At 71.4% G+C, this 21,635-nt stretch carries 20 protein-coding genes and 1 tRNA gene; 5 read left to right on the top strand and 16 right to left on the bottom strand.

Going from position 1 to position 21,635, the window contains the following annotated elements; all coding sequences use genetic code 11:
• The first annotated feature begins 5 nt into the window (after nt 1-5).
• A complete protein-coding gene (locus AB0C35_RS10495) occupies nt 6-1,337 on the top strand; it encodes a chromosome condensation regulator RCC1 (protein ID WP_358452825.1) in 1,332 nt (443 codons plus the stop codon).
• Here the strand turns inward: AB0C35_RS10495 and AB0C35_RS10490 are convergent.
• From AB0C35_RS10490 to AB0C35_RS10440, 11 genes are all read right to left on the bottom strand, one after another.
• Nucleotides 1,334-2,422, bottom strand: coding sequence for a hypothetical protein (locus tag AB0C35_RS10490; RefSeq protein WP_358452823.1), 1,089 nt, complete (start codon nt 2,420-2,422; stop codon nt 1,334-1,336). The two genes, AB0C35_RS10495 and AB0C35_RS10490, sit on opposite strands and share 4 nt — an antisense overlap.
• A gap of 94 nt (nt 2,423-2,516) precedes the next feature.
• Complete coding sequence (locus AB0C35_RS10485; protein ID WP_358452821.1) at nt 2,517-3,413, bottom strand: glycosyltransferase family A protein; 897 nt, start codon at nt 3,411-3,413, stop codon at nt 2,517-2,519.
• 89 nt (nt 3,414-3,502) lie between these two features.
• Entirely contained in the window at nt 3,503-4,765 is a 1,263-nt protein-coding gene (locus tag AB0C35_RS10480; RefSeq protein WP_358452913.1) for a GTP-binding protein, read from the bottom strand.
• Between the two features lie 59 nt (nt 4,766-4,824).
• Entirely contained in the window at nt 4,825-5,742 is a 918-nt protein-coding gene (gene cysD, locus AB0C35_RS10475) for a sulfate adenylyltransferase subunit CysD (protein WP_358452819.1), read from the bottom strand.
• A 125-nt stretch (nt 5,743-5,867) separates the two neighbouring features.
• Nucleotides 5,868-6,857, bottom strand: coding sequence for an inositol monophosphatase family protein (locus AB0C35_RS10470; protein WP_358452817.1), 990 nt, complete (start codon nt 6,855-6,857; stop codon nt 5,868-5,870).
• A 103-nt stretch (nt 6,858-6,960) separates the two neighbouring features.
• Nucleotides 6,961-8,436: a sugar transferase gene (locus AB0C35_RS10465; RefSeq protein WP_358452815.1), complete on the bottom strand. Its 1,476-nt coding sequence runs from the start codon at nt 8,434-8,436 to the stop codon at nt 6,961-6,963.
• 250 nt (nt 8,437-8,686) lie between these two features.
• Nucleotides 8,687-9,277: an aminoacyl-tRNA hydrolase gene (gene pth / locus AB0C35_RS10460; protein ID WP_358452813.1), complete on the bottom strand. Its 591-nt coding sequence runs from the start codon at nt 9,275-9,277 to the stop codon at nt 8,687-8,689.
• A 139-nt stretch (nt 9,278-9,416) separates the two neighbouring features.
• A complete protein-coding gene (locus AB0C35_RS10455; RefSeq protein ID WP_358452811.1) occupies nt 9,417-10,037 on the bottom strand; it encodes a 50S ribosomal protein L25/general stress protein Ctc in 621 nt (206 codons plus the stop codon).
• 535 nt (nt 10,038-10,572) lie between these two features.
• A complete protein-coding gene (locus AB0C35_RS10450) occupies nt 10,573-11,553 on the bottom strand; it encodes a ribose-phosphate diphosphokinase (protein WP_358452809.1) in 981 nt (326 codons plus the stop codon).
• Between the two features lie 164 nt (nt 11,554-11,717).
• Complete coding sequence (gene glmU / locus AB0C35_RS10445; RefSeq protein ID WP_358452807.1) at nt 11,718-13,157, bottom strand: bifunctional UDP-N-acetylglucosamine diphosphorylase/glucosamine-1-phosphate N-acetyltransferase GlmU; 1,440 nt, start codon at nt 13,155-13,157, stop codon at nt 11,718-11,720.
• A 164-nt stretch (nt 13,158-13,321) separates the two neighbouring features.
• Nucleotides 13,322-13,394, bottom strand: a tRNA-Gln gene (locus AB0C35_RS10440).
• A 506-nt stretch (nt 13,395-13,900) separates the two neighbouring features.
• Here AB0C35_RS10440 and AB0C35_RS10435 point away from each other — a divergent pair.
• Nucleotides 13,901-14,854, top strand: a complete 954-nt coding sequence (locus AB0C35_RS10435) for a fatty acid desaturase (RefSeq protein WP_358452805.1) — start codon at nt 13,901-13,903, stop codon at nt 14,852-14,854.
• A 17-nt stretch (nt 14,855-14,871) separates the two neighbouring features.
• Complete coding sequence (locus AB0C35_RS10430) at nt 14,872-15,654, top strand: TetR/AcrR family transcriptional regulator (RefSeq protein WP_358452803.1); 783 nt, start codon at nt 14,872-14,874, stop codon at nt 15,652-15,654.
• Between the two features lie 191 nt (nt 15,655-15,845).
• Here the strand turns inward: AB0C35_RS10430 and AB0C35_RS10425 are convergent, their stop codons facing one another.
• Complete coding sequence (locus AB0C35_RS10425; protein WP_358452801.1) at nt 15,846-16,646, bottom strand: trans-aconitate 2-methyltransferase; 801 nt, start codon at nt 16,644-16,646, stop codon at nt 15,846-15,848.
• Between the two features lie 102 nt (nt 16,647-16,748).
• Between AB0C35_RS10425 and AB0C35_RS10420 the strand changes: the two genes are divergently transcribed.
• Both AB0C35_RS10420 and AB0C35_RS10415 read left to right on the top strand, forming a co-directional pair.
• On the top strand, nt 16,749-17,591 hold the full coding sequence (locus AB0C35_RS10420) for a patatin-like phospholipase family protein (protein ID WP_358452799.1): 843 nt from the start codon (nt 16,749-16,751) through the stop codon (nt 17,589-17,591).
• Between the two features lie 78 nt (nt 17,592-17,669).
• Complete coding sequence (locus AB0C35_RS10415) at nt 17,670-18,173, top strand: MarR family transcriptional regulator (protein ID WP_358452797.1); 504 nt, start codon at nt 17,670-17,672, stop codon at nt 18,171-18,173.
• A gap of 4 nt (nt 18,174-18,177) precedes the next feature.
• Here AB0C35_RS10415 and AB0C35_RS10410 read toward each other — a convergent pair whose 3' ends face one another.
• The 4 genes from AB0C35_RS10410 to AB0C35_RS10395 are packed head-to-tail and all read right to left on the bottom strand — an operon-like array spanning nt 18,178 to nt 21,627.
• Complete coding sequence (locus AB0C35_RS10410; protein ID WP_358452795.1) at nt 18,178-19,302, bottom strand: amidase; 1,125 nt, start codon at nt 19,300-19,302, stop codon at nt 18,178-18,180.
• Between the two features lie 42 nt (nt 19,303-19,344).
• Nucleotides 19,345-21,138 (bottom strand): ABC-F family ATP-binding cassette domain-containing protein, encoded by a 1,794-nt coding sequence (locus tag AB0C35_RS10405; protein ID WP_358452793.1) that lies wholly within the window; start codon nt 21,136-21,138, stop codon nt 19,345-19,347.
• A gap of 33 nt (nt 21,139-21,171) precedes the next feature.
• Nucleotides 21,172-21,408: a hypothetical protein gene (locus tag AB0C35_RS10400; protein ID WP_358452791.1), complete on the bottom strand. Its 237-nt coding sequence runs from the start codon at nt 21,406-21,408 to the stop codon at nt 21,172-21,174.
• Between the two features lie 27 nt (nt 21,409-21,435).
• Nucleotides 21,436-21,627: a hypothetical protein gene (locus AB0C35_RS10395; protein ID WP_358452790.1), complete on the bottom strand. Its 192-nt coding sequence runs from the start codon at nt 21,625-21,627 to the stop codon at nt 21,436-21,438.
• Between the last annotated feature and the right edge of the window lie 8 nt (nt 21,628-21,635).

Genomic DNA, 21,635 nt, shown 5'->3' with positions numbered 1-21,635 from the left:
TTCCCGTGCGCCCCGTTCCCGTGCGCCGGGCGGTCGCCGCGCTGGTGGCCGTTCCCGTGCTCCTGGCGGTGGCGGCGTGCGGGGGGTCCGCGTCGACCGCCACGGCGCCGAAGATGTCTCCGCCCGCCGCCGCCGGGTCCGCGGGCGAGCGGACCGGTGTCGTGTGGACGAGCGGCCTCAACACCAGCGGGCAACTCGGCCGCCCCGGCCCGGACTTCGACGCCGCGCTCGCGCCGGTCACCGGCGCCGGCGGCGAGGGCCGGCTCGGCCGGGTGCACGCCGTCGCCGGCGGCGGCCGCCACTCGCTGGCCATCGTCGACGGCGGCGCGGTCGTCGCGTGGGGGGCCAACGACCACGGTCAGCTCGGCGACGGCACCACCCGCGACAGGCGCGTCCCCGTCCCCGTCCGCGCACCCGGCGGAGATCCCGGCCGGCTGGACGACGTCGTCGCGATCAGCGCCAACAACGACTTCTCCATGGCGCTGCGCGGCGACGGCACCGTGGTGACGTGGGGTGAGGGGTCGTCCGGCCAGCGCGGCACCGGCGAGCGCACCGCCCCGCGCGTCCCCACGGTCGTGAAGGCGCCGGACGGGAGCGGGCCGCTCACCGGCGTCACCGCGATCGCCGCCGACGGCCACACCGAGCTGGCGCTGCGCCGCGACGGGCAGGTGCTCGCGTGGGGCGCCAACGACTACGGGATGGTCGGCGACGGCACCCGCGAGGACAGGTCGCTGCCCGTGCCGGTGCGCGGCCTGGACGGCGCCCCGCACCTGACCGGAGTCATCCGCATCGCGATCGGCGGCCAGCACGGGCTGGCGCTGCTGCGGGACGGGCGGGTCGCGTCATGGGGACACAACGATCTCGGGCAGCTCGGCGACGGGTCCCGCAAGGACCGCCTCACCCCCGCCCTGGTGTCGGGGGTGCGCGGTAAGGGCGACCTCGGCGACGTCACCGCGCTCGCCGCGGCCGAGAAGCACAACTACGCGCTCCGCGCGGACGGCACCGTCGTCGCCTGGGGCAACAACACCGCCGGGCAGCTCGGCGACGGGACGCTGAAGCTCCGCACCGCCCCCGTCCCGGTCGTCGGCAGCGACACCGAGGACGAGAGGCTGCGCGACGCCGCGCACGTGTTCGCGGGCGAGGCGTACGGCGCGGCGATCCTGGCCGACGGGACGACGCTGACGTGGGGCGCGGGCGGCAGCGGCCAGCTCGGCTCCGGGAAGCGAGCGCCTCGCAGCCGACCCGGCACGGTGGCCGCCGCCGGCGGCGCCGCCTTGGGCGAGGCCCTGTCCGTGGGCGTCGGCGAACGCCACCTGATCCTGCTGGTGAGCCCCTAGACGTCCCTGCGGGGCCCGGACTCTTCGGCCGACGGCCCCTCTTCCGGCCTAGGCGCGGACGCCTGCGTACCGGGCGCAGGCGGCTGCGCGGCAGGGGCCCCGGGTGCGGGCGCACCAGGCGCACCTTGTCCAGACCCACCGTGCCCAGGCCCACCCTCTCCAGGTGCGCCCTGCCCAGGCGCGCCTTGTCCAGGCGCGCCTTGTCCAGGCCCACCCTGCCCAGGCGCACCCTGCCCAGGCCCACCCTGCCCAGGCCCACCCTGCCCAGGCCCACCCTGCCCAGGCCCACCCTGCCCAGGCCCACCCTGCCCAGGCGCGCCCTGTGCGAGGGGACCGGGCGGCGGGCCGCCGGGCGCGCCCGGCGTTGCGGGAGCGGGCGTTGCGGAACGGCGCCGCCACAGCAGGAACCCGGCCCCGGCCACCGCCACGGCCACCGCGGCGCCGCCGCCCAGCACGAACGGCATGGCGGAGCCGTCGTCCTCCGGTGCGGCCTCCGGGGCGCCGGCGGCCGGCCCGGTCGGCTGCGACTGGGCGAGGGTCCGCTCCTCCTGCTGCTGCACCTCCGCCGGCGCCTCCGGCGCGGGCTTGCCGTTGTTGCCGGGCTTGCCGGGCGGGGGCGGCGCGTACTTCGACTCCGGCAGCGTCTGGACGAACCTGAGCAGCGCCAGGTCGGGCTTGCCCTTGCTCCCCTTGACGGCCTTGTCGTAGACCGTCCTCACCTGGCTGCTCGGCAGCGTGTTCGAGGCCACCTTGAACTGGTCACCGGCCAGCACGGCGTAGGTGCCCTCGCGGTTCATCAGGCCCGGCAGCTGCTTCAGGATCTGCCCGGCGTCGTTCCCGGCCGGCACGATCGCGATGAAGACAGGGACGGACCGTCCCTGCGCCTGGCGGAGCAGTTCCTGCGCCCCGTCCGACCGGTAGTACTTGGCGTCCGAGTCGAGGTAGTAGCCGCTCTCGGTGATGCCCTCGGCGACCGCGTCGAGATCGACCTCCGCGAGCGCGGGCGTTGCGGTCAGTCCGAACGCCGGCGCCAGCGCCAGCGTCAGCACCCCGGACGCGACGATGCGACGGGAAGAGATGTTCACGAGAGCGGCTCCTTCTAACACTCTGCGGCGACCATTGACAGTACCGACGTGACGTGGGGAAAGGCGGCCAAAGCCGGGAAACGGTACCGATGCGTCAGATACCGCGTCCCCGGGTGTGCAGGGCGAGCAGGATCCGCTTGCCGGACACGACGCCGGACGCGACGGCGAGCGCGAACGGCACCCGCCGCTCGGCCGGGTTCGCCTTCAGCGCCCGCGCCGACCAGCGCAGCGCGTCCCGCCGCCGTCCGACGGTGGCGCAGCCGAAGGCGAGCTGACCGTACACGCGCCCCGCGGCGCCGGATTCCTTCCCGATCTCCGGGTAGTGCTCCAGGAACCACTCCAGCGCCGCCACCTTCGTCTCCCACGCCTGCGCGTAGTACGAGGTCAGCCCCCACAGGACTCGGACGTGCGGCTCGTCCACGTTGACGACGGGGTGGCGGCGCGCGGCGCGCAGGGCGAGGTCCCAGTCCTCGCCCTGGCTGCCCGGAATCGTCTCGTCCACCATGCCGATCTCGATGAGCGGCTCGCGGCGCGCCACATAGGTGGACGAGTGGACGCTCATCATCCGGTCCCGGATGAGGGCGTCATAGGTGACGCGGTCCGTCCCGGCCAGCCGGGGCAGCTCGCGCCCGTCGAAGTCGATGAGGATCCCCGAGCTGCACAGCACCGCCTCGGGTTCCCCCTCAAGGGCCTTCACCTGCGCCGCGAGCTTGCCGGGGAGCCACAGGTCGTCGTCGTCGCAGAACGCGACGAGGTCGGTGTCCAGGGCCAGGATTCCGGAGTTGCGGGCCCCCGCGAGGCCCGGCTCGCGGGTGTTGGCGATCACCTCGACGCGGTCGCCGGCGAGCGAGGCGTCCGGCTCGGCCCGGTCGAACACGACGACGGCGCGCAACTCGCCCTCATAGTCCTGCGCGAGCACCGACTCCAGGGCGCGTCGCAGCAACTCCGGCCGGTTGTGCGTCGGGAGGACGACTCCGACGGATGGGGGCATCGATTGCCTGCCTTGAAGGTTCGGGGGGTGGGCCGGGAGCCGGAGGGTGAACGAGCCGCGGGGCCGCCGGTGCGGCCCCGCGGCGGCCGTCAGCTCGCGCCGGTGATCATGCCGGCGGCGACGGTGTTGTTGGTGGCCTCGTCGACGAGGATGAAGCCGCCGGTGAGGCGGTTGCGGCCGTAGTCGTCGACGAACAGCGGCTGCGTCACGCGCAGGGAGACGCGGCCGATCTCGTTCAGGCCGAGCGCGTCCGCCTGCTCGTCGCGGTGGAGGGTGTTGACGTCCAGCCGGTAGTGCAGGTCCTTCACCAGCACCTTCGCGGTGCGGGTGGTGTGCTTGATCACCAGCTTGGAGCGCGGGGTGAGGGCGCGGTCCGGGGTCATCCAGCAGACCATCGCGTCGATGTCCTGCGCCACCTCGGGGCGGTTGTTCGGACGCGCGATCATGTCGCCGCGGGAGATGTCGATGTCGTCGGCGAGGCGGAGCGTCACCGACATCGGCGCGAACGCCTCGTCCACCGGGCCGCGCGGGCCGTCGATCTGCGTGATCCGCGTGGTCAGCCCCGACGGCAGATGCACGACCTCGTCGCCGGGCTTGAGGACGCCGCCCGCGACCTGGCCGGCGTAGCCGCGGTAGTCGTGCAGCTCCGGGTCGGTGGACGCGTGCGGCCGGATCACGTACTGCACCGGGAACCGCACGTCGATCAGGTTCCGGTCGGACGCGATGTGCACGTGCTCCAGGTGGTGCAGCAGCGAAGAGCCCTCGTACCACGGCATGTTCACGCTGCGCTCCACGACGTTGTCGCCGTGCAGCGCCGAGATCGGCACGAACGTCAGGTCCGTCACCGCGAGCTTGGAGGCGAACGCCGTGAACTCCTCCACGATCCGCTCGTACACGTCCCGGTCGTAGTCGACCAGGTCCATCTTGTTGACCGCCACGACCAGGTGCGGGACCTGCAGCAGCGTGGCGAGGAACGCGTGCCGCCGCGACTGCTCCAGGATGCCCTTGCGGGCGTCCACCAGGATGATCGCCAGGTCGGCGGTGGAGGCGCCCGTCACCATGTTGCGGGTGTACTGGATGTGCCCCGGGGTGTCGGCGATGATGAACTTGCGGCGCGGCGTCGCGAAGTAGCGGTACGCGACATCGATCGTGATGCCCTGCTCCCGCTCGGCGCGCAGCCCGTCGGTCAGCAGCGCCAGGTTCGTGTATTCCTCGCCCCGGTCGGCGCTCGTGCGCTCCACCGACTCCAGCTGGTCCTCGAAGATCGACTTGGAGTCGAACAGCAGCCGGCCGATCAGGGTGGACTTGCCGTCGTCGACGCTGCCGGCGGTCGCGAACCGCAGGAGGTCCATCGACTTCGCCCCGTACTGGGCCTGCCCATGCTGGGCCTGCGCGGGCTCGTTCGCGGCCATCAGAAGTAGCCCTCCTTCTTGCGGTCCTCCATCGCGGCCTCGCTGGTGCGGTCATCGGCGCGGGTCTGCCCGCGCTCGGTGATCCGCGTCGCCGCGATCTCCTCGATCACCTCGTCGAGGGACGAGGCGCTCGACTTCACCGCGCCCGTGCAGGACGCGTCCCCGACCGTCCGGTACCGGACCGTCGCCTCGAACTCCGGCTCGTCGTCGCCGCGGTTGGCGAACCCGGTCTGCGCGTCCAGCAGCAGCCCGTCCCGCTCGAACACCCGGCGGGTGTGCGCGAAGTAGATCGGCGGAAGCTCCAGCCCCTCCCGCCGGACATAGTCCCAGATATCCAGCTCCGTCCAGTTCGACAGCGGGAACACCCGCACGTGCTCGCCCTGCACGATCCTGGTGTTGAACAGATTCCACAGCTCCGGACGCTGGTTCTTCGGGTCCCACTGCCCGAACTCGTCCCGGAACGAGACCACCCGCTCCTTCGCCCGCGCCTTCTCCTCGTCGCGGCGCGCCCCGCCGAAGGCGGCGTCGAACTGGTGCTCCTCCAGCGCGTCCAGCAGCGGCGTGATCTGCAGCCGGTTCCGCGACGCGCGCCGCCCCTTCTGCTCCACCACCCGGCCGCTGTCGATCGCGTCCTGCACCGACGCCACGACCAGCCGGACGCCCAACTCGGCGACCCGCCGGTCACGGAACTCGATCACCTCGGGGAAGTTGTGCCCGGTGTCGACGTGCATCACCGGGAACGGGATCGGGGCGGGCCAGAACGCCTTCTCGGCCAGGCGCAGCATGACCAGGCTGTCCTTGCCGCCGGAGAACAGGAGCACCGGCCGTTCGAACTCGGCCGCCACCTCCCGGAAGATATGGATCGACTCCGCCTCAAGGACGTCCAGCTGGGACAACAGATAATCGGAACGCTGCATGGTCTGGGGCTTCTCTCCACGCTCTCTGGCAGATGCAACCGGTGGCACGCGACGTGCGCACGCCTTCCCACCGGATCCGAACGTCAGCACGCCTCGATCAAATCCCGCCCGGTCTACGGTGCAGGTCAGGGTAGGGCGCCGCGCACATCCCGGATGCCGGACAGCAGCGTCGGCGCCGACACAGGGTGACACAACAGGATATCCGGCAGCCGAGGGTCCTTCCGGTTGTACTCCAGAACCGACCCGTCGATCCGCGACGCGTGCGCGCCCGCGGCGAGCGCCACCGCCGCCGGCGCCGCCGAATCCCACTCGAACTGGCCGCCCGCGTGCACGTACGCGTCGACCTCACCGAGCAGCACCGCGGAGATCTTCGCCCCCGCCGACCCGATCGGCACCAGCTCCACCTCCATGCCCTCCGAGGAGGGACGACCGTCCGCAGCCCCCGGAACCGCTCCTGAGATGCGCTCGGCCATCTGGCGGACGAACTCCGGCGGACGCGTGCGGCTCACGGCGATGCGGAGCTTGCCCGCATCCGGCGCCGGAATGTGCAGCGGCACCTCACGCGGCAGCGCCCCGCGGGCCGTCCCCGACCCCGCCGTCACCGGGTCGGGCTCCCCCGGATCCACCCGGACGAGCGACGCGCCGCCGGTCGCGTCCGTCCGGAGCATCAGGCCCTGCGCCGGGAGCGCCACCGCCCCGGCCGCCAGCCGCCCCCCGCCGGACGCGTCCCGCTCCCACAACGCCACATGAACGGCCCAATCACGGCGGCCCTCCTCGGAGAACTCGCGGGTGCCGTCCAGCGGATCGACGATCCACACCCGGCCTGCCGTGAGCCGCTCGGCGTCGGCGGTGTTGCGGGTCGGGGCACGGTCATCACCCCGCGACCGCTTTCCCGCGACCGAGGAACGACCCTCCTCCGACAGGACGGCGTCACCGGGACAGCGCTCCGCCAGCGCCTCCATGAGGTACTCGTGCGCCCGCAGGTCGCCCGTGTCCTTGAGGACGCGCGCGTCCGCGAACCCCACCTCGTCCCGCACGCCCAGCAGCAGCCGGCCCGCCGCGCCGGCGAGCTCCGCCGCCAGCACGTGGTCGTCCGCCGCCACTCCCGCTGTCATCCCTTGATCACATTCCCGACTCGACTGGTCTGTTCGGTCCACTTTCTCATGCGGCCCCGCCGCGCCCGCGGGCCAGGGTGGCCCATCGGCCGGTGCCCGTCACTCAGTAGGCGCCGGAACCGCGGAACACCGCCGACCAGGTCTTCCACATGATCTGCAGATCCATGGCGAGCGTCCAGTTGTCCACATAGCGCAGGTCGAGCCGCACGGACTCCTCCCACGTGAGGTCCGAACGGCCGCTCACCTGCCACAGCCCGGTCAGGCCCGGCTTCACCACCAGCCGCCGGTACACGTCGCCGCCGTACTGGGCGACCTCCTCCGGCAGCGGCGGACGCGGCCCCACCAGCGACATCTCACCGCGCACCACATTGATGAGCTGCGGCAGCTCGTCCAGCGAGTACCGGCGCAGCCACCGCCCCACGCGCGTCACCCGCGGGTCCGCACGGATCTTGAAGAGCACGCCGTCGTTCTCGTTGCTCTCCAGCAGCTCGATCTTGCGGGCCTCGGCGTCGCGCACCATCGTGCGGAACTTCAGCACCGTGAACTCCCGGCCGCCGCGCCCCACCCGGGACTGCCGGAACATCACCGGACCCGCGCTCGTCACCTTGATCAGGAACGCGACGCCCAGCAGCAGCGGGCTCAGCAGCAGCAGCCCGCTCAGCGCGGCCGTCCGGTCGAACAGGCCCTTGAACACCTTGCGGCCGCCGTCCAGCTCCGGGTGCTCCACATGCAGCAGCGGCAGCCCCGACACCGGGCGGATCGAGATCCGCGGACCCGTGACGTCCATCAGCGCCGGCGCGACCACCAGCTCCACGTCGTCGCGCTCGATCTGCCACGCAAGCCTGCGCAGCGCCACCCCGTCCATCTCCGGGCACGCCAGGACCGCGACCGAGTCCGCGCCGATCCGGTCCGCCACGGCCGCCGCCTGGGAGAAGTCGCCCAGCACGGGAACACCCTCGACTTCGCTCACCGCGTCGTCGCCCGCGGCCAGAGCCGACGGCAGGCACACGGCCACGATGTCCATCCCGTGGTAGCGCTTCTGCCGCAGCAGCTTGATCAGGTCCTCCACCGACGTGCGGTGCCCCACCGCGACCACACGCCGCATGCACTCGCCGTTCCACCGCTTCTTGTGCAGCCACTTGCGCAGCCGGTACCGCGCCAGCAGGTTCAGGAACGTCCCGAGCGGCAGCGCCATCACCACGTACCCGCGCGCCACCTCGGTCTTCGTCGCGTACGCCACGATCGCGACCGTCGCGGTGAGGATGAACCCGGCCCGCAGGACCCGGTGGAACTCCTCGTACCCCACGCCGACGTACCGCGGCTGATAGGCGCGGCACAGCATCAGCGTCGGCAGCCACACCATCGGAAGCACCACCGTCAGCGCCACGTACGGGGCGTTCAGCTCGGTGGGGACCCCCGGAAACCTGAGCACGAACGCGATCACGCCCGCCATCAGCATGCTGAGGAAGTCCAAATAAACCGCTAGGCGGCGATAGGATCCACTCCAGTTCTGCGACCCCGAGCGCTTGTGCTCATGGCGGATCGATGACTCGGCCTGGACCTTGTCAACGACTGCCATAGACCACTCACCAATCCCCTGTAACGCGCGCACCGACTGCGCGATTCACATCGAAGACGGTTGAACGCCACCTGAGGTTCACATGCATCACGAACCTCAGTCGATGAGCATCCTACGATCTCTTTGCCGTGGTCACGGGCCGAACCCCGTCCTGAGCACGGCAACCCCGACGAACCCGGACGGATGCGGACGAAAACACCGCACGTCGGCGTGATCACCGGGCATGATCGAACCCGCTGACCGGATCCGGTCAGCCCGCGTGGAAGACGTTCTGCGCCGCGCCCAGCCCATCGGCGATCAACGCCTCCGCCGCGTCCGCGGCCCGGTCCACCTCCAGATCCAGGACCTTCCGCTCCGCCGCCGAGAAATCCTTCAACACGAACGCCGCCGCGTCCATCCGCCCCGGCGGCCTCCCCACCCCGAACCGGACCCGCAGATACTCCCGCGTCCCCAGCGCACTCGTCACCGAACGCAGCCCGTTGTGGCCGTTGTCACCACCGCCCCGCTTCAAGCGCACCGCACCGAACGGGATGTCCAGCTCGTCATGGACGACGATCAGCCGCTCCACCGGCACCTTGTAGAAATCACAAAGCCCCTTCACCGGCCCGCCCGACACGTTCATGAAGGAACGCGGCTTCGCCAGCACCGCGCGCGCACCCGCCAGCCGCCCCTCGAGCACGTCCGCCCGCGCCCCGAAGACCTTCGAGCGGTGCGACTTGAACTTCCCGCCGACCCGGCCGGCCAGCACGTCCAGCACCATGAACCCCGCGTTATGCCGGTTCTTCGCATACGACGGCCCCGGATTGCCCAGCCCGACCACCAGCCACAGATCCGCGCTCATCCGAACTCCTCCACCACGACCCCCCGCCAACGACCCTCGGAACCAGCACGGCCCCCGCCGGTGCACACTGAATCTGCGCACCCGCGGGGGCCATGAAAGAACACTGCGGCCGGCTACCCGGCGAGCGTCGACGCCACCGTCACTCGGCGGCGCCCTCGCCCTCGCCCTCGGCGCCCTCCGCCACGGCCTCGGCCTCGGCCTCGGCCTCGGGCTCCGTCGACACGCTCGCGTCGAGGATCTGCAGAATCAGAATGTCCTCGTCCGCCGCCAGCGTCGCTCCCGACGGCAGCTTCAGGTCCTTCGCCAGAACCTGGCTGTCGATCTCCAGCTCGCTGATGTCCAGCTCCACCGACTCGGGGATCTGCGTGGCCTCGGCCTCCACCGAGATCTCCACCGCGGTCTGCGCGACCTGACCACCCGGCACCACATCGCCGACCAGCTGCACCGGCAGCTCCACGACGACCTTCTCACCGCGCTTCACCAGCAGCAGATCGACGTGCTCCAGGAACCCCTTGATCGGGTCGCGCTGGACGTCCTTCGGCAGCGCCAGCTCCGCGCCGTTCCCCAGACCCTCGATCGTCAGCAGCACGTTCGGCGTCTTCAGCGCCAGCATCAGAGCGTGCCCCGGCAGCGAAATGTGCTGCGGGTCGGTGCCGTGACCATAGAGGACGGCGGGCACCTTGCCGGCCCGGCGGGTGCGCCGCGCGGCACCCTTACCGAACTCGGTGCGCGGCTCGGCGGCAATGCGTACCTCGGACACGGCGAAAACTCCTCGTTTGTTGCGATCCACGGCCGTCCGGCACTGGACGTCCGCTACGGACAGAGCGAATCAGGCGATGCTCGATGCGTCAGGCGCCTCGAAGATTCTTTGCGTTCCCCGGGGAATGCGGCTCCACTACCGGCACCGCACTGACGACCCAGGCATACGCGGGTTAATAAAGTCTAGCAGTACTCATGGCAGTGCCCTTGGCGGTCGGGCCCTGGAGGGCCCTCCCTTCGGCGGGCACTGCGGTGCGATCGCTGTGTTTGCTTGCAGTGCCCTTGGCGTCGGGCCCTGGAGGGCCCTCCTTCGGCGGGAACTGCGGTGCGATCGCTGCATCGCTCCGAACTCGCCTGGCGGCTCGCTGCGCGATCAGGTTTCTTGCTTCGCTTGAAACCTGCCTTCGGACGCGATCGCGATTTCTCAGGTCGTCGCGGGGTTGCGGTGGTGGCTGGGGTTGTCGGGCATGAGCCAGAACCTCGGGGCGTGCCCGAGAAAATCCCGAACCTCGCGGCCCGGAGGAGGTGCCCCGGGGTCAGCTGTGGCCGCCGAAGAGGCTCGTTACCGAGCCGTCGCTGAAGACCTCGTTGATCGCGCGGGCCAGCAGGGGGGCGATCGACAGGATGGTCAGCTTGTCGAACTGCTTCTCCTCCGGGATCGGCAGCGTATTCGTCAGCACCACCTCGGAGATCCGCGAGTTCTTCAACCGGTCCACCGCCGGACCCGACAGCACACCGTGCGTCGCCGCGACCACCACCCGGCTCGCACCCTGCTCGAACAGCGCGTCAGCCGCCTTCAGGATCGTGCCGCCGGTGTCGATCATGTCATCGACGATCACACAGGTGCGGCCCTCGACCGCGCCGACGACGTCGAAGACCTTCACCTCGTTCGCCACGTCCGGGTCGCGCTTCTTGTGAATGATCGCCATCGGCACGCCGCCGAGCCGGTCCGACCAGCGTTCGGTCACCCGTACCCGGCCCGCGTCCGGCGCCACCACCGTCACCTGCGAGGTGTCCAGGCGGCTCTCGAAGTGCTGCGCCAGCAGATCCAGCGCGAACAGATGGTCCACCGGTCCGTCGAAGAAACCCTGGATCTGCGCCGTGTGCAGGTCGACGGCCATCAACCGGTCCGCGCCCGCCGTCTTGAACAGGTCCGCCATCAACCGCGCCGAGATCGGCTCACGGCCCCGGTGCTTCTTGTCCTGCCGCGCATACCCGAAGAAGGGCGTCACCACGGTGATCCGCTTGGCCGACGCGCGCTTCAACGCGTCCACCATGATCAACTGCTCCATGATCCACTGGTTGATGGGAGCGGTGTGGCTCTGGATCACGAAGGCGTCGGAACCGCGAACCGACTCCAGGAACCGCACGAACGTCTCACCGTTCGCGAAGTCGTACGTCGACGTCGGCGTCAGATCGACGTGCAGGTTGTCGGCCACCTCCTTGGCCAGCTCCGGATCGGCTCGGCCGGTGAAGAGCATCAGCTTCTTCTGACCGCTCGCTTTGATCCCACTCACCTCTGACAACTCCCCCTCATTGGAACTGTGCTTTATGTGGGTTGTTGTCCCCACTCCCCGCGCACCACAAGAGTCGGCCGCACGGATGCTCGGTTTCGGGGAGGACGCCGCTGTCCCCCACCTCCCCGCTCTGCGGCGGGGCAGTCCTCATCGGGCGCGCCGCGCTACGGCGCGTCCTCCTCCCGGGCACGGCGGGCCGCCTCCGCCGCCGCGGAACCCGGCCGTCTCCGCTCCACCCAGCCCTCGACGTTGCGCTGCCGCGCCCGCGCGACCGCCATCGCCCCCGGCGGGACGTCCTGGACGATCACCGAACCCGCCGCGGTGTAGGCGCCGTCGCCCACCGTCACCGGAGCGACGATCATGTTGTCGCTGCCGACCTTCACATGCGAGCCGATCACGCTGCGATGCTTCTCGACGCCGTCGTAGTTCACGAACACCGAGCTCGCGCCGATGTTGGAGCCCTCGCCGATCTCCGCGTCGCCCACGTAGGTGAGGTGCGGCACCTTCGTGCCCTCGCCGATGTCGGCGTTCTTCGTCTCGACGTAGGTGCCGACCTTGGCCTTGCGCGCAAGCCGCGACCCCGGCCGCAGATAGGCGTACGGGCCGACCGTCGCCTCCGGGCCAACCTCCGCCTCCACGCAGACCGCGTTGATCACGGACGCGCCTTCGCCGACGCGCGTGTCCGTCAGCGTGCAGCCCGGCCCGACCCGCGCGCCCTCGCCCAGGTGCGTCCGGCCGTGCAACTGCGTCCCGGGGTGGATCTCCGCGTCCTGGTCGGCGGTCACCTCCACGTCGATCCAGGTGGTGGCCGGGTCCACGATGGTGACCCCGGCCCGCATGTGCGCCTCGAGGATCCGGTCGTTCAGCTGCCTGCGCGCCTGCGCGAGCTGGACCTTGTCGTTCACGCCCTGGGTCTCCACCCAGTCGGCCGCAAGATGCGCGCCGGCCCGGTGACCGTCCCCGCGCAGGATCGCCACCACATCGGTGAGATACTCCTCACCCTTGGCGTTGTCGGTGGTCACGCGCTTCAGCGCGTCCGCCAGCAGCGCGCCGTCGAAGGCGTACATGCCGACGTTGATCTCGTTGATGGCCCGCTGCTCTTCGGTGGCGTCCTTGTGCTCGACGATCGCCGCGACGCTCCCGTCCGCGGCTCGGACCATCCGCCCGTAACCGGTCGCGTCCGGCATCTCGGTCGTCAGGACGGTCGCCGCGTTCCCCTCGGCCTCATGCGCCTGGACGAGCGCTCGCAGCGTCTCGCCCCGCAGCAGCGGGTGATCGCCGTTCGTGACGACGACGGTCCCGTTCAGCGCGCCGGTCTGCTCCAGGGCCATCCGCACGGCGTGGCCCGTCCCGCCCTGGCGCTCCTGCACGGCCGCCTCGGCGTCCGGCGCGGCCTGGGCGAGATGCTCGACGACCTGCTCGCGCCGGTGCCCGACGACCACCACGAGCCGCTCGGGCTCCAGTTCTCGCGCGGCGGCCAGGACATGGCCGAGCATGGTTCGCCCGCATAGCTCATGCAGCACCTTCGAGGTACGGGACTTCATCCGGGTGCCCTCGCCCGCGGCGAGGACGATGACGGCGGCCGGGCGGCTCGCAGCACTCACAAGGAGGCTCCTCGGCATCGCGGACGGGATCGGTGACGAGCGCGCCCACCTGCACCATCACGGCATGACAGGCCCCGGCGCACCCGACACGGGCAGGATACCGCCCAACCCCCACCTGTCACCCCGCCGCCCACCCCGCGACAGGCCTGCGACATTTCAGACAGCTCCGCCGCCAGGGCTCGAACCTGGAATCTTCTGGACCAAAACCAGCTGCGTTTCCAATTACGCTACGGCGGACCGGCAGGCCTCTCCCGCGCGCGGGACGCCTGCCCGAGCCACGATACCGGCCGGAGCCGCGCGTCCCACACCCATTACCGAGGCGCGCCCGGCCGGCGGGGATCTCGCCGCTTTCGTCATGCCACAAGTCGGCAGATATGTCTCAGGTCGGTTTAGAACGGCTGGTGCGGGCAACTCGTCTTGCGTGGCGCTCGCTCACGGCCGGGGCGCGGGCGGCACACCGGCCTCCGCGAGGACGAGCCGGTTGACATGAGAGACCGCCGGGAAGGCGGCGCCGGTCGGTGGGCCGGTGAGCGAACCTTCGTCGGGCTTCGAACGTTGATGCTGGGTGAGGGCCATTTCGTCACCCTTCCGCGGCGGTCTGAGAGTCATCTGATCCGCAAGAGAGTTTTGTGGCCCATGAGGCAGTTTCCCACTGAGTTTACGGTTCGGCAGGTGCTACCTACGGTTCCGTAGGTTACGTTGGCGTAGGTAAGGCTGCCCCTAGTCGCAGGAAGTGGTGACGCATGACAACGGCTCCAGCCATGGATCCCCCTCGCCCGCAGCGGCGTCCAGAGATCGACCCCGAGCCCCAGGGCAACGCCGAACGCGTGCTCGTCGCCGTGTTCACCGGTGTGCCGTTCCTGGCCCTGTTCGCGGCCGTCCCGCTGGCCTGGGGAAGCTTCCTCGGCTGGACGGACGTCGTCCTCGTGGCGGTGTTCTACGTGCTGTCCGCCGGGGGGATCACGGTCGGGTACCACCGGCACTTCACCCACGGATCGTTCAAGGCCAGGCGGGGCCTGAAGATCTTCCTGGCGCTGGCGGGAAGCCTGGCCATGGAGGGGCCCGTCATCACGTGGGTCGCCGATCACCGGCGTCACCACAAGTACTCCGACAAGGAGATGGACCCGCACTCGCCGTGGCGGTTCGGCACCGACTGGAAGGCGCTGGCGAAGGGGCTGGCGTGGGCGCACTACGGCTGGCTGTTCGACGCCAACCGGACGTCCAAGGAGCGGTTCGCCAAGGACCTGCTGAACGACCGGGACATCAAGCGCATCCATCTGGCGTTCCCCGCGCTGGTGGCGGTGTCGTTCTTCCTGCCGGCGGCCATCGGGGGCCTGGTGACGATGTCGTGGGCCGGGTTCCTGACGGCGCTGTTCTGGGCGGGGTTCGTGCGGATCACGCTCGTCCACCATGTCACGTGGTCGATCAACTCGATCTGTCACACGTTCGGCAAGGAGGACTTCGAGGTTCGCGACAAGTCCCGGAACGTGTGGTGGCTGGCGATCCCGTCGCTGGGCGAGTCGTGGCACAACCTGCACCACTCGGACCCGACGTGCGCGCGTCACGGCGTGCTGAAGGGGCAGGTCGACATCAGTGCGCGCATCATCTGGGCGTTCGAGAAGACGCGGCTGGCGTACGACGTGCGGTGGCCGAACGACGACCGGCTGGCGGCGAAGCGCACCAAGCAGGCGGTTTGACCGCCACAATTGATCCCGTGACAGAACCCGCCCCCAGACCGCGCAGAAAGCGGATGACCGGCAAGGAACGGCGCGAGCAGCTTCTCGACATCGGCCGGGGGCTGTTCGCCGAGCGCGGCCTGGACGGCACGTCGGTGGAGGAGATCGCCTCCGCGGCCGGTGTCTCGAAGCCCGTGGTGTACGAGCACTTCGGCGGTAAGGAAGGGCTCTACGCGGTCGTCGTCGACCGGGAGTTCGAGAGCCTGCTGAGGCTCGTCACGGAGTCGCTGAACTCGGCGATCCATTACCGCGGGAAGCTGGAGAAGGCCGCGCTGGCGCTCCTGCAGTACATCGAGGAGCATCCGGACGGGTTCCGGATCCTCGTGCGGGACTCGCACGGCGGCACGGGCACCGGCAGTTACGCGAGCCTGCTGAGCGAGATCGCCGGTGAGGTCGAGCACGTGCTCGCCCAGGAGTTCGACCGGCGCGACTATGACGACAGGTTCGCGCCGATGTACGCGCAGATGCTGGTCGGCATGGTGGCGATGACGGGCCAGTGGTGGCTGGACGTCCGGAAGCCGCGTCGTGAGGATGTGGCGGCGCACGTGGTGAATCTGGCGTGGAACGGCCTGGCGGCGCTGGAGCCGAGGCCGTCGCTGGATCCGCGGCGTCGCCGCAAGGAGATGGAGCGCCGTGAGCGGCGCGCGGAGAAGGCGGCCGCGAAGGCGGAGAAGGCCGAGGAGAAAGCCGCGGCGAAGGCGGAGAGGGCGCACCGCAAGGGGCGCCGCGAGGTGGACGGGCTGACCGACCCTTCGGTGTGACGGGCGGTGCCGGTGTGACGTGCGCCGGTGTGACAACCGGTGGCCGCCCGGAGTTCGTCCGGGCGGCCACCGGCCAGGGGTCGCCGGCTTCGGGTTGCGAGGCCGGGATTCGCCGGAAGCCGCCCGCCCGTCCGAGCCGGCACACCGCAGGGGAACGAGTAGCGTCCCTCGGCGGGCGGGCGGCGTCCCGTCTATGGGGTTGTCCGTCTGGCGATCACGAAGATCCTCCGGAACGGGAACACGGTGCCGTAGGGAGCGGCGGGGTAGGCCTGCCGTAGCGCTTCGCCGTAGGCGGTGAGGAATTCATCTGTCTCGCCGGGGTCGAGGGCGGTGAGGACGGGGCGCAGCGTGGTGCCTTTGACCCATTCGAGGACGGGGTCGTCGCCGTGGAGGACCTGCGTGTACGTGGTCTCCCAGGCGTCGACGGCGTATCCGCGGCGGGTGAGGAGGTCGAGGTAGCCGGCCGCGTCGAGAACGGGGGCGTCGTCCTGGAGGGCGCCGAGTTTGCGGCGCCACCTGTCCGAGCGGCCCAGTTCGCGGAGCAGGACATGGCTGGGTGCGTCGAAGTTGCCGGGGACCTGGAAGGCGAGGCGTCCGCCGGGTGCGAGGGCGCCGGCCCATCGGGGCAGGAGGTCGGTGTGCCCGGGGATCCATTGCAGGACGGCGTTGCTGACGATGAGGTCGACGGGCTGTTCGGGGCGCCAGGTCGCGGCGTCGGCGACCCGGAACCGGAGCCGGCCCGGGATTTCGTGTTCGCGGGCGCGGGCGATCATTTCGGGTGAGCTGTCGAGGGCTTCGACGGCGGCGCGGGGCCATCGGGCGGCGAGGGTGGCGGTGAGTTCGCCGGTTCCGCATCCGAGGTCGGCGATGCGGGCCGGGTCTGTGCCCGTTTCGCCGAGGCGTGCGGTGAGTTCGGCGAACGGCCTGGCGCGTTCGTCGCCGAAGGCCCCGTACTGGACGGGGTCCCAGACGGCCGCGGCTTGTCTCGACATCAAGAGAGAGCATGCCCGACCCATATCTTGATGTCAAGAATCCTTTGGGTCTAGGACGATTGACGGATCCCGCGCCGGTGGCGGCGTTCGTAGGGTCGTCGCATGGAACTCGGTGAAGGCGGATGGGCGCTGGTGCTCGGGCCCGGCGGGCCGGTCGGCACGGCGTGGCTGACGGGTCTCGCGGCGGGGCTGCGGCGCGCGGGAACGGATCCGGCCGCGGCGGATGTGATCGTCGGGACGTCGGCGGGCGCGATCGCCGGGGCGATGATCGCCACGGGGCGGGACCTGGCGGCGCTGGCGGAGCTTCCGCCCTCGGACGAGCCGCGGGCGGCGGCGGACGGTTCGGTGATGGCGAGGGTGTTCGAGATCGGCGGCGACTCCGACCTGGACCCGGACGAGGTCAGGCGGCGGATCGGGCGGCTGGCCCTGGAGGCGGAGGCGCTGCCGGAGGAGCGGCACCTGGCGAGCATGGAGTTCCTGGTGGGTCGGTCAACCGCCGCCGGGGGGTCGTCCGCCCAGGATGAAACGGACGAGTGGCCACCGGGGCGGCTGCTCATCACCGCGGTGGACGTCGAGTCGGGGAAGCCGGTCGTGTGGGATAGGACGAGCGGCGTCCCGCTGGCGGCGGCCGTGGCGGCGAGCAGTGCCGCGCCGGGGTTCGCGGAGCCGGTGACCATCGGCGGCCGCCGGTACATGGACGGCGCGTTCGGCGGCGGGTCCAATGCGGGCCTGGCGAAGGGCGCCGGTGCGGTGGTGCTGGTCGAGCCGATGGCGCACATGTCCGACGGCGCGGGGGCCGATGTCCGGATCGTCCCCGACGAAGGGGCGCTGGAGGCGTTCGGGGAGAACGTCGGCGACCTGGCGCGGTGGGCGCCGGTCTACCGGGAGGGGTTCCGGCAGGCCGCGGAGGCGGCGGCGCGCATCAGGTCCGTGGCGGGTGTTTGAACCCGGTGTCCGCCGATTGGTTGACATCGGCACCGAACGGGCGGTGTTTCTCGATATCAAGACAGGTAGGGTGTCGGCATGCAGGATGAGGTGGACCGGCTGGTCGAAGCGTGGAACACCGAACGTCCGGACCTGGACGTCCGGCCGCTGCAGGTCCTCAGCCGCGTCTCCCGGCTGGCCCGGCACCTCGACCGCGCCAGGCGGTCGGTGTTCGTGGACCACGACCTGGAGTCGTGGGAGTTCGACGTGCTCACCGCGCTGCGCCGGGCCGGGGCCCCCTACCAGCTGAGCCCGGGGCGGCTGCTGCGGGCGACGCTGGTGACGTCCGGGACCATGACGAACCGCATCGACCGGCTCGCGGCGGCGGGCCTCGTCGAGCGGCACCCCGACCCGCAGGACAAGCGCGGCGTCCTGGTCCGCCTCACCGACGCGGGCCGGACGCGGGTGGACGCCGCGTTCGCCGACCTGCTGGACCGGGAGCTGGCGATACTGGACAGCCTCAGCCCCGACCAGCGCGACGTCCTCGCCGGCCTGCTCCGCACCCTCCTCATCCCGTTCGACAAGGACACCGAACGCCACTAGCGCCCTACGCCAGGGCGGTCTCCAGGGCGGCGGCGATGCCGCAGAGGCGTTCCTCGCCGCCCGCGGGGCCGATGAGCTGGACGGACGCCGGCAGATGCGACCCCGGCAGCGGGACCGGCAGCGCGAACGCCGGGAGGCCCGCGACGTTGATCTGGCCGGTCAGCGTGGTGAGCAGAAGATCGGAGTGGTCGTCGTCGCCGGGTTCGGGCGCGACGACGGGCAGGACGGGCAGCGCGATCGCGGCGTGCCGGGCGAGGATCGCGTCCAGCTCCGCCCTGATCGCCTCGCGGACGCCGGCGGCCCAGCCGAGACGCCCTGCGGCGGCGACGTCGTGCAGTGTCTGCAGGCGCCGGTGGATGCGTCCGCTCATCTTCGGCGGGTCGCTGATCAGGTGGCCGTTCTGCCGCCACCCCTCGTCGGCGACGTAGAGCCCGTTGGCCGTGGCGGCGTCGTGGTAGTGCTCGGACGTCACGTCGGTGACGGGGCCGAGGCGGCGCAGGGCGTCGTCGACGGCGGCGTCGATCGCGGGATCGATCTCGAAGGCCGGGCCGACGCGCAGGCGCGCGATGGTCATGGACGCCTCGTACGGGACGGGTGCGAAGCCGGGCTCGATGAGGCTCATCCCGAGGACGACGGCGGCGACGTCGCGTCCCAGCGGCCCGACGACGTCGAGCGTGGGCGACAGCGGATACACGCCGTCGAGGGGGACGCGCCCGCTGGTGGTCTTGAGGGCCGCGATGCCGCAGCACGCGGCGGGAATGCGGACGGAGCCCGACGTGTCGGTGCCGAACGCGACGTCGGCCTCGCCGGTCGCGACGGCGACGGCGGAGCCGCTGGACGACCCGCCCGGGACGCGGGACGGGTCGAGCGGGTTCACCGGGGTGCCCGCCCACGGGTTGACGCCGTCGGCGGCCACGCACAGCTCGTTGAGGTTGGTCTTCCCGGCGATGCGGGCACCCTGGGCGCGGGCCGAGGCGACGACGGGTGCGTCCGCGGCGGCGGGTTCGGCGCGTTCCGCGACGGCCTGGCAGCCCGCCGTGGTCGGCAGCCCGGCGACATCGATGGCGTCCTTGACCGCGAGCCGGGGGCCGTCACCGGGCTCGTCCGTCCTGATGATCCATGTCGTCATCCAGGGATCATCCCCGGTCCGGCCTGGGAACTCCAGCCGGGGTCAGCCGATGTCCTCGGCGAGCATCAGCCACTCCTCCTCGACCCCGGCGGCCTCGGCCTGGATCTCCCTCAGCCGGCCGTCGAGCTCCTGCAGCTTGGTGTAGTCGGTGGCGTGCGCGGCGAGCTGCTCGTGCAGCTCGGCCTCCTGGCCGGCGAGTTTCTCCAGGCGGCGTTCGAGCCGGTCGAGTTCCTTGCGGGCCTTCCAGTCCTGCCCTCCGCCCTTCGGCGCGGCCGGCGCGGGCGCGGCCCTCTCCGCGGGCGCCGCCGGCCTGTCGGGGCGCGTCGGCTTGGGGGCCGTGCCGGCGGCGCGGCGTTCGAGGTACTCGTCCACCCCGCCGGGCAGGAGCGACACGCGGCCGTCGCCGAGGAGCGCCACGACATGGTCGGTGATGCGCTCCAGGAAATACCGGTCGTGGCTGACGACGACGAGCGTCCCGGGCCAGCCGTCCAGGAGGTCTTCGACCTCGGTGAGGGTCTCGATGTCGAGGTCGTTCGTGGGCTCGTCGAGAAGCAGGACGTTGGGTTCGGCCATGAGGAGGCGCAGCAACTGCAGGCGGCGCCGCTCACCGCCGGACAGGTCGCCGACGGGCGTCCACTGGCGGTCGCCCGGGAAGCCGAGGCGTTCGAGGAGCTGGCTCGCCGTCCAGTCGCGTTTGCCGACGGTGATGCGGCGGCGGATCTCCTCCACCGCCTCCAGGACGCGGCGCGACGGATCGAGTTCCTCGAGGTTCTGCGAAAGATGCGCGAGCTGGACGGTCTTGCCCCGCACCACCTTTCCCGACACCGGCGAGACGGACCCGTCGAGCAGGCGCAGGAGGGTGCTCTTGCCGCTGCCGTTGACGCCGACCAGGCCGACCCGGTCACCCGGGCCGAGCCGCCACGTCATGCGTTCGAAGATGGTGCGCTGAGCGTCGCCCTCGCCGAGCGCGACCTTGACGTCCTCCACGTCGTAGACGGTCTTGCCGAGCCGCGCGGTCGCGAACCGGGTCAGCTCCACCGAGTCGCGCAGCGGCGGCTCGTCGGCGATCAGCGCCTGCGCGGCGTCCACCCGGAACTTCGGTTTGGACGTGCGGGCCTGCGGGCCGCGCCGCAGCCACGCCAGCTCCTTGCGCAGCAGGTTCTGCCGCTTGGCCTCGGTGGCGGCGGCGATCCGGGCGCGTTCGGCCTTCGCCAGGACGTACGCTGAGTAGCCGCCCTCGTAGCGTTCGACGCGGCCGTCGACGACCTCCCAGGTCCGCTCGGTCACCTCGTCCAGGAACCAGCGGTCGTGGGTGACGATGAGCAGCGCGACCCTGCGGCCCTTCAGGTGCCGGGCGAGCCAGTCGATCGCCTCGATGTCGAGGTGGTTGGTCGGCTCGTCCAGCAGCAGCAGGTCGGACTCGGGGACCAGGAGCCGCGCCAGCGCGACGCGGCGGCGCTCACCCCCGGACATGCCGGCGAGCGGCGCGTCCAGGTCGAGGTCGGCGAGCAGGCCGGCGAGGACGTCGCGGGCGCGGACGTCGCCCGCCCACTCGTGCTCGGCGCGGTCGCCCAGCACGACGGACCGGACCGTCGCGCCCTCGGGGAACTCGTCCCGCTGCGCGAGGGTGCCGAGGCGCAGGCCCCGCGCATGGGTGACGCGCCCGGCGTCGGGTTCGGTCTCGCGCGCGACGACGGACACCAGGGTGCTCTTGCCGCCGCCGTTGCGGCCGACGACGCCGACGCGGTCGCCCTCGTCCAGGCCGAGGGACACGGCGTCGAGCAGCGGCTCGGGCCCGTAGGCCTTGGCGACGTTCTCAAGGTTGATCAGATTCACGACGTCAGCCAGGCTAGCCGACCGCGCGGGTGCTCAAGGCCCGGGAGGCGGCCCCGGCGGGGGCCCCTGTCCCTGCGGGGGGCCGTATCCGGGCGGGACGTACCCCGGAGGGCCGTGCCCGGGTGGCGGGTTCCCAGGCGGGCCGTATCCGGGCGGGAGGCTCTGGTTCCTCTTCCGGCTCGACGACGCGGCGACGATGACCACTACGACCACCACGGCGATCAGCAGGACCAGCAGGACGATTCCGACCAGCAGCGCGGCGAACGACATCAAGCGGGCCTCACAGATCCGAGGGACTCACCGGACGGCCGGGGGCGATGCCGGCCCGCCCTCGCTCCGTGCCCCAAGGGTAGTGGCCTGCCGCCGCCGCGCCGCCACCGAACCGGGCGCGTCGCGGCGGAGCGCGCGGTCGCGGCGCACGGCCAGCAGGAGGAGCGTCGCCATCATCGCGACCGCCACAAGGGCCATCAGCCCGGACAGGTACGTCATCGGTCCAC

Source organism: Spirillospora sp. NPDC048819 (genome assembly GCF_040650055.1).
GTDB lineage: Bacteria > Actinomycetota > Actinomycetes > Streptosporangiales > Streptosporangiaceae > Spirillospora.
This window is presented reverse-complemented; position numbering and strand designations above follow the sequence as displayed.